Source organism: Frankia sp. AgKG'84/4, from assembly GCF_023242965.2.
Lineage (GTDB): Bacteria > Actinomycetota > Actinomycetes > Frankiales > Frankiaceae > Frankia.
In genome coordinates this window covers 1-8,052 of the sequence record NZ_JALKFU020000217.1, presented here as the reverse complement: position 1 = coordinate 8,052, position 8,052 = coordinate 1, and the positions used below count along the sequence as shown (strand labels likewise).

The 8,052-nt window shown below is 70.4% G+C and carries 8 protein-coding genes; 6 read left to right on the top strand and 2 right to left on the bottom strand.

The features are described from left to right. Nucleotides 1-173: 173 nt before the first annotated feature. Nucleotides 174-497 carry a ferredoxin gene (locus MXD58_RS14660; protein WP_248840362.1) on the bottom strand — a complete coding sequence of 108 codons (324 nt, stop codon included), beginning with the start codon at nucleotides 495-497 and terminating at the stop codon, nucleotides 174-176. A gap of 119 nt (nucleotides 498-616) precedes the next feature. Between MXD58_RS14660 and arc the strand changes: the two genes are divergently transcribed. The 6 genes from arc (at nucleotide 617) to prcA (ending at nucleotide 6,734) form a co-directional block, all read left to right on the top strand. Continuing rightward, a complete protein-coding gene (arc, locus tag MXD58_RS14655; RefSeq protein WP_248840363.1) occupies nucleotides 617-2,422 on the top strand; it encodes a proteasome ATPase in 1,806 nt (601 codons plus the stop codon). Between the two features lie 333 nt (nucleotides 2,423-2,755). Next, complete coding sequence (gene dop / locus MXD58_RS14650; RefSeq protein WP_374616123.1) at nucleotides 2,756-4,273, top strand: depupylase/deamidase Dop; 1,518 nt, start codon at nucleotides 2,756-2,758, stop codon at nucleotides 4,271-4,273. 175 nt (nucleotides 4,274-4,448) lie between these two features. After that, entirely contained in the window at nucleotides 4,449-4,667 is a 219-nt protein-coding gene (locus tag MXD58_RS14645) for a ubiquitin-like protein Pup (protein ID WP_248840364.1), read from the top strand. Nucleotides 4,668-4,922: 255 nt separating this feature from the next. Then, nucleotides 4,923-5,090: a hypothetical protein gene (locus MXD58_RS14640; protein WP_248840365.1), complete on the top strand. Its 168-nt coding sequence runs from the start codon at nucleotides 4,923-4,925 to the stop codon at nucleotides 5,088-5,090. A 95-nt stretch (nucleotides 5,091-5,185) separates the two neighbouring features. Further along, a complete protein-coding gene (gene prcB, locus MXD58_RS14635; protein ID WP_248840366.1) occupies nucleotides 5,186-6,010 on the top strand; it encodes a proteasome subunit beta in 825 nt (274 codons plus the stop codon). A 1-nt stretch (nucleotide 6,011) separates the two neighbouring features. Beyond that, entirely contained in the window at nucleotides 6,012-6,734 is a 723-nt protein-coding gene (prcA, locus tag MXD58_RS14630; RefSeq protein ID WP_248840367.1) for a proteasome subunit alpha, read from the top strand. A 58-nt stretch (nucleotides 6,735-6,792) separates the two neighbouring features. Here prcA and MXD58_RS14625 read toward each other — a convergent pair whose 3' ends face one another. Beyond that, nucleotides 6,793-7,578 (bottom strand): dienelactone hydrolase family protein, encoded by a 786-nt coding sequence (locus MXD58_RS14625; RefSeq protein WP_248840368.1) that lies wholly within the window; start codon nucleotides 7,576-7,578, stop codon nucleotides 6,793-6,795. Nucleotides 7,579-8,052 lie beyond the last annotated feature (474 nt).

Sequence of the window (8,052 nt, the reverse complement as noted above, 5' to 3'; positions counted from 1 at the left end):
AGCCAGGGCGGCTACCCAGGGCGGCGGGCCAGGGCGGCTACCCAGGGCGGCGGGCCAGGGCGGCTACCCAGGGCGGCTACCCAGGGCGGCGGGCCAGGGCGGCGGGCCAGGGCGGCCGGCCACGTGGCCTGACTGGCACGTTCGGGTGATGTCGGCGGCGGTGCCTCGGGGGCTCAGTCGCTCGGGCCGCCGGCCTGCAGGCTGCCGTCCGGGCGCTCGACGTAGATGCAGTTGCCGGGGCACTCGTCGGCCGCGTCGACGACAGCGTCCACGATCGGCAGGGGAACGGGTACGTAGGCCCCCGCCGCCGTCTGTAGTTCGCCGTCGCCGCCCTTCACGTAGGCCAGCCCGTCGACGTCGAACTCGAAGACGCTCGGAGCGAGCTGGACGCACAGACCGTCGCCGGTGCAGGCGTCCTGGTCGACCCGTACGCGCAGGCTCGCCGAAACGCCCGGCTTCGCTGGAGTTGCCACAGGGCTCCGATCTTCTGTCACCATGGCACCGTAACCCGCTGTTTACGGCAAAGCTCGATCGTCCTTGCGCGACCGGCCTGCCAGCGGCGGTCACAACGGTAGTGTGGGTGCGTCCCGGTCAGCACGGGGGAGGTGGAGGCGCAGTGTCCGGTCCCCGTTCGGGCTCTGGCTCCGATGGGAGCACGGGTCGTCCAGGTGATGCCGAATCACGGCGGTCGGCGTACGAGAAGGATTCACACGAGCTCACGACGCAGGTCGCCTTCCTGGAAGAGGAAGTGGCCATGCTGCGGCGTAGGTTGTCCGAGTCGCCTAGGCAGGTCAGGGTGCTGGAGGAACGACTAGCGCAGGTCCAGGCCGAACTGTCGGCTGTCACAGGGCAGAACGACAGGCTGGTCGCGACTCTGCGTGAGGCGCGAGACCAGATCGTCACCCTGAAGGAGGAGGTCGACAGACTCGCGCAGCCGCCCAGCGGCTACGGGATCTTCGTCTCCAACTATGACGACGGCACCGTCGACGTGTTCACTCAGGGCAGAAAGCTCCGGGTGACCGTGTCGCCGAGTGTCGACGTCGGCACGTTGCAGCCTGGCCAGGAGGTCATGCTCAACGAGGCCCTCAATGTGGTCGAGGCGCGCGCCTTCGAACGGCAGGGCGAGATCGTCCTGCTCAAGGAGGTCCTCGAGGGTGGAGACCGGGCACTGGTGCTCGGCCACACCGACGAGGAGCGCGTCGTCATGCTGGCCCAGCCGCTGCTCAGCGGGCCGGTCCGGGCCGGGGACTCGCTGCTCATCGAGCCCCGCTCCGGCTACGCCTTCGAGCGGATCCCGAAGTCCGAGGTCGAGGAGCTTGTCCTCGAGGAGGTCCCGGACATCGGCTACGAGCAGATCGGTGGCCTCAAGAGCCAGATCGAGTCGATCCGGGACTCGGTCGAGCTGCCGTTCCTCTACAAGGAGCTCTACAAGGAGCACCAGCTCAAGCCCCCGAAGGGCGTGCTGCTCTACGGCCCGCCCGGCTGTGGCAAGACGCTGATTGCCAAGGCGGTCGCCAACTCGCTGGCCAAGAAGGTCGAAGAGATGACCGGCGCGGGCAGCGGGCGGGCGTTCTTCCTCAACATCAAGGGCCCGGAGCTGCTGAACAAGTTCGTCGGCGAGACGGAGCGGCAGATCCGGCTGGTGTTCCAGCGCGCTCGGGAGAAGGCCTCCGAGGGTATGCCGGTGATCGTGTTCTTCGACGAGATGGACTCGATCTTCCGGACCCGTGGCTCGGGTGTCTCCTCGGACGTGGAGAACACGATCGTTCCGCAGTTGCTCAGCGAGATCGACGGCGTTGAGGAACTCGAGAACGTGATCGTGATCGGCGCGTCCAACCGAGAGGACATGATCGACCCGGCGATCCTGCGGCCGGGCCGGCTCGACGTCAAGATCAAGGTGGAGCGGCCCGACGCCGAGGCGGCCCGCGACATCTTCGCCAAGTACGTCGTGACCAGCCTGCCGTTGTACCCGGATGATCTGTCCGAGTTCGACGGCAACCGTGCGGCCACCGTCGAGAACATGATCCAACGGGTCGTCGAGCGGATGTACGCGGAGAGCGAGGAGAACCGCTTCCTCGAGGTGACCTACGCCAACGGTGACAAGGAAGTCCTGTACTTCAAGGACTTCAACTCGGGCGCGATGATCGAGAACATCGTCGCCCGCGCCAAGAAGATGGCGGTCAAGGAGCACATCGAGGGCGGCAAGAAGGGGCTGCGCATGCAGTACCTGTTCGCCGCGTGCATGGACGAGTTCAAGGAGAACGAGGACCTCCCGAACACGACCAACCCGGACGACTGGGCCCGGATCTCCGGCAAGAAGGGCGAGCGGATCGTCTACATCCGCACGCTCGTCACCGGAACGAAGGGCACCGAGGCCGGCCGCTCCATCGACACGGTCGCGAACACCGGCCAGTACCTCTAGCACCACCGAACGACCAGCACCACCGAACGACCAGCACCACCAGCACCACCAGCACCACCAGCACCACCAGCACCACCAGCACCACCCGTACCACCGCACCACCCAGCGCGGGCCCGTCGCGGTTCGTGGTCGTCCCCGGTCGAAAGTCGGTGGCGGCCATGACCGTGGCGGGCTTTCGCATGTCCGCCCTTCCCGCACCTTCGGGCGGTGCCGGCCGAAGTGGGTCCCGGGGGAAGGACCGGCGCAGGCCGGGAGGGCCTGCTCGCACCGCCCGGAAGAAACAAGCGAGACGTCCGGCCAACCGACCGCCCGCGCAGCACCTAGGCTTGCAGAGTGAGCGCGCGCCGGATCATGGGGATCGAGACCGAGTACGGAGTGTCGGTGCCCGGTCAGCCGAACACCAACCAGATGTTGGCTTCGTCCTTGGTGGTGAACTCCTATGCCAACCGAACGTCATCCTCGGGCAGCCGTGCCCGGTGGGACTTCGAGGAGGAGTCGCCCTTGCGGGACGCCCGGGGCTTCGAGCTGCCCCGTGAGCCGGCGGTCGACCCCGCCGCCCCGGCCAACGAGGACGACCTCGGCCTCGCCAACGTCATCCTGACCAACGGCGCGCGGCTGTACGTCGACCACGCGCATCCCGAGTTCTCCGCCCCCGAGGTCACCAACCCGCGGGACGCGGTGCTGTGGGACAAGGCGGGGGAGCGGGTGATGGCCGAGGCAGCCCGGCGTGCGCTGGGCGTGCCCGGGACCAGGCCCGTGTACCTGTACAAGAACAACACCGACAACAAAGGCGTCTCGTACGGCTGTCACGAGAACTATCTGATGGCCCGCTCGACCCCGTTCGGGGAGATCGTGCGTCATCTGACGCCGTTCTTCGTCTCCCGTCAGGTCATGTGCGGCGCGGGCCGGGTCGGCATCGGGGTCGACGGCCGCCAGGCGGGCTTCCAGCTCAGCCAGCGGGCCGACTTCTTCGAGGTCGAGGTCGGCCTGGAGACGACGCTGAAGCGGCCGATCATCAACACCCGGGACGAGCCGCATGCCGACCCGGAGAAGTACCGCCGACTGCATGTGATCATCGGTGACGCGAACATGAGCGAGGTCGCCACCTACCTCAAGGCGGGCACCACCTCGCTGGTCCTGTCGATGATCGAGGACGGCTGGTTCAGCGTCGACCTGTCCGTGGACGGCCCGGTGGCGGCGCTGCGGGCCATCTCCCACGACCCGACCCTCAAGCATCTGGTCCAGCTGCGTGACGGCCGGCGGATGACCGGCGTGCAGCTGCAGATGGAGTACTACGAGCAGGCCCGCAAGTACGTCGAGAACCGGTTTGGCTCCGACGTCGACCCGCAGACCGCCGACGTCCTTGCCCGCTGGGAGTCGGTGCTCAGTCGCCTCGAGGTCGACCCGTCGACCTGCTCGCGCGAACTCGACTGGGTGGCGAAGCTGGCGATCCTGGAGGGCTACCGCTCGCGGGACAACCTGGACTGGAACTCGCCGCGCCTGGAGCTCGTCGACCTGCAGTACCACGACGTGCGCCCGGACCGGGGGCTCTACAACCGGCTGGTGGAGCGCGGCCGGTTCGACCTGGTCGTCAGCGAGGACGAGGTGACCCGCGCGATGACGGAGCCGCCGGAGGACACCCGGGCGTTCTTCCGTGGTCGCTGCCTCGCCCGCTACCCGCAGCAGGTCGCCGCGGCCTCGTGGGACTCGGTCATCTTCGACATCGGCCGGGACTCGCTGCAGCGCGTGCCGACCCTCGAGCCGCTGCGTGGCACCCGCGCCCACGTGGGCGAGCTGCTCGACCGCTGCGCCACCGCGGCCGAGCTGGTGGACGCCCTCGCCGGCCGCTGAGTGGCCCGGCCCCCCAAGGCGCCGCCCGGGCCGCCCGGGCCGCCCGGCGATTTGCGCCCTGGGCGGACGCGGCCACGAGACGGCCAGTTCGTGATGGAGTGGACCTCTCACCGATCCGACTGATGGTGTCGGTGGGGCGGGATAGTGTCGCGCCAGGCGATCGAAGGAGGACGTCATGGCCAGCAAGGACAGCGGCGGCGGGCAGCAGCACACCAACCGGCGCTCGGACGAGGCCGACGAGGCCGAGGTCGCGGACAACGAGGCCAGCGATCTCAAGGAGCGGCACGAGAAGCTCTCCGAGGACGTCGACTCGTTGCTGGACGAGATCGACGACGTCCTCGAGGAGAACGCCGAGGAGTTTGTGAAGGGCTACGTCCAGAAGGGCGGCGAGTGACCGCGCGCCGCGCGCCCCGGCCTCGCTGAGGCTGGGCCGGCGCGGGGGCCGCACCGAAGGTGCCTGTCGATCGCGGCGGTGCCTCGCGGGGCCGCAGCACCCCGGGGCCGGCTCGGCGCCGGTTCGCCGCGGCTGTGGGCAGGCCGTGGCCCGGTCGGTGGCGTCGGTGTCGACGGTGTCGAGCGGGCCACGCAGGCTCCTGGCGGGTCGGCGGTCCGCATGGATCGTCCCTGGTCAGGACGTGTGTGATTACGGTTGTGCCCGCAGCGGCGGGTCACGGCCAGCGCGGGCGCCGGGTGGATCTCCGCCGCGGACTTCGACCTGTCCACGATCATCGGCGTGGCCGCGGCGCCCCGCGTCGCGGGAAGGCCGCCGCGGCGTGACCCGGACCGCCCCGCCCTGCCCGGCCGTCGCCAGCGGTGATGGCCCTATGTTGTGCACATGCGCACGTCGAACGCGGAGCCCGGAGGTCAGGGACCCCACCGCCCGCGCGAGACGTCATACCGAGAGGGGGATGCGTGACTGATCCACTGGGAGGCGCCGGGCGTCTACCGGCTGTGTTCATGTCGCCGGGAACATCGTCGTTCGCCGAGTTCCTGTCGCAGTCGGCGCCGCACCTGTTGCCGGGAGCCCGCACGGGACTGCCCGCGCCGGTGACCGAGGTGGCGCACGGCACGACCATCGTGGCGGTGACCTTCCCCGGCGGTGTGATCATGGCCGGTGACCGTCGCGCGACGCAGGGGCACATGATCGCCCAGCGTGACGTCGAGAAGGTCCACCACGCCGACGACTACTCGTGTGTCGGCTATGCCGGGACCGCCGGGGTCGGCGCCGAGCTGATCCGGCTGTTCCAGGTGGAGCTGGAGCACTACGAGAAGATCGAGGGCGCGACCCTGAGCCTGGACGCCAAGGCCAACCGGCTGGCGGCGATGGTCAAGGGCAACCTGCCGATGGCACTTCAGGGCCTCGCCGTCGTCCCGCTGTTCGCCGGGTACGACGAGGAGAGCGGCCTGGGCCGGATCTTCTCCTACGACATCGCCGCGGCGAAGTCCGAGGAGCGGACGTACGAGTCGATCGGCTCGGGCTCGGTGTTCGCCAAGGGTTCGCTGAAGAAGCGCTTCCGCGCCGACCTGAGCCAGGACGACGCGGTGCGGATCGCCATCGAGGCACTGTACGACGCCGCCGACGACGACTCGGCGACCGGCGGGCCGGACCTGATCCGCAAGCTGTACCCGATCGTGGCCGTGGTGACCGCGGACGGATACCGACGCCTGGCCGACGATGAGGTAGGACCCGTGGTGACCGCCCTCATCGCGGACCGTTCGACAAGCGCGGGAGGCTGACGTGACCATGCCGTTCGGATACGCGAGCCCCGAACAGCAGGTCCGGGACAAGAGCGAGTACGCGCGCAAGGGCATCGCCCGCGGGCGCAGCGTCGTCGTCATTACCTACGCGGACGGGATCCTCTTCGTCGCCGAGAACCCGTCGGCGACGCTGCACAAGATCAGCGAGATCTACGACCGGATCGCGTTCGCCGCCGTCGGGAAGTACAACGAGTTCGAGAACCTGCGCACGGCCGGCATCCGGCTGACGGACTCGCGCGGCTACATGTACGACCGCCGCGATGTGACCAGCCGCGCGCTCGCGAACGCGTACGCGCAGACCCTCGGCGCGATCTTCACCGAGAGCGTGAAGCCCTACGAGGTCGAGATCGTGGTCGCGGAGGTCGGTCGCAGCAGCGACGACGACCAGATCTACCGGCTGACCTTCGACGGGTCGATCGCCGACGAGCGGGGTTTCGTCGCGATCGGCGGCGCCTCCGACCAGGTCACCACCTCCCTCAAGGAGCACCACCGCGACGGCCAGTCGCTCGCCGAGGCGCTGCGGGTCGCCGTGCGGGCGCTGACCGTCAGCGTGCCGCCCGGCATGCCGCAGAACGGCGAGCGGGTCCTGACGGCCGCGAACCTGGAGGTCGGCATGCTCGATCGCACCCGCGCCCGCCGGCAGTTCAAGCGGATCGCCGCCAGCACGCTCGCGGATCTGCTCGCCGAGACCGCCGCGTCCTGAGCCGCCTCGCCCCGGCCGCGTCGCGGCGGCCGGGGCAGCGGGCGGGTCCGGCCGAGCGTCAGCGCGGCCGGACGTTCTCGTCGAGGAAGCGCACCGCCCGCGACCAGGCGTCGGCGGCGGCGACCGGGCGGTAGACCGCGTCGCGGTCGTCGCTGTGGAACGCGTGGCCGGCGTCCGGGTAGCTGATGAGATCGGTCGGGCGGCCGCTGCGGGCCGCCGCCACCCGGAGCGCCGCGATCTCATCGTTCGTGATCAGCGCGTCCTGTTCGCCGTAGAGGCCGAGCCAGGGGCCGCGCAGGTAGGGCGCGGCCTCGACCAGCGGCGCCACGCCCGGCCAGGCCGAGGTGCTGACACCGCCGCCGTAGAACGAGATCGCCCCGGCCAGCGGGTGGCGGGTGGCGGTGTGCAGCGCGACCGTGCCGCCCATGCAGAACCCGATGATCGCCTGCTGCTGCGCGGGGAACCCGGCGGCGGCCAGGTGGCGGATCGAGGCGTCGATGTCCGTGTCGATCTCCGGACCGGTGAGCGTCCCCATCGTCGGGATCGCCGCCTGCCAGCTCTCGGCCGGGTCCACCTCGTCGATGCCACCACGGTGGTAGAGGTGCGGGGCGACGGCCAACCAGCCGGAGTCGGCCAGCCGGTCGCACACCGACACCAGGTAGGGCGTGATGCCCCGGGCGTCCTGCACGACGACCACGCCGCCGCGCGGCGGGTCGTCCGCGGCGGGAGCGACGATCGTGAGGGGAACCGAGCCCTGGCGGTCGACCTCCACCCGCAGGTGGCTCTTCAGGGCGCCGGTGCGGCGGGCCGCCCGGGCTGTCGCGTCGTTCACTCCGCTTGTCATGACGGACATCCTTCCCCCTTGTCGCCGCGATGACCGCCCAGGCGGTCCGCCACACGGCCGGCCGGCCGGATCCGGCCACCCTGGCCGGGAGGCGGGGCGCATTCGCCCGCCCGCGACCGATGTGCCGGGACACGCCCGGGGGCGACACGCCGTCGCACGGCAGCCGAACAGGACGAGACACGGTGCAGCCATCACGCTACTTCCCGTAGGCATCTCGGCGGGCTCCGCCGGGTGGAGGGGAGGATGCGGTGAGCAGAGCGCGGCCGAAGAAGACGGCTGGAGCGCCCGTGGCAGCCGGCCGGCGGGGCGGCGGCGCCACGGCGGCGGTCGGCATGAGCGGCGGAGCGCTCCCGTGGTGACGGGCGGGCGGCACCGGCCGGGCGAGGACGACCCGGGGCCCGGGCCACCCGACCACGGTTGAAAGCACGGGTGCGGCCAATGCGCGGACTGAAACGTCTCCGCTCCGTTCAGACC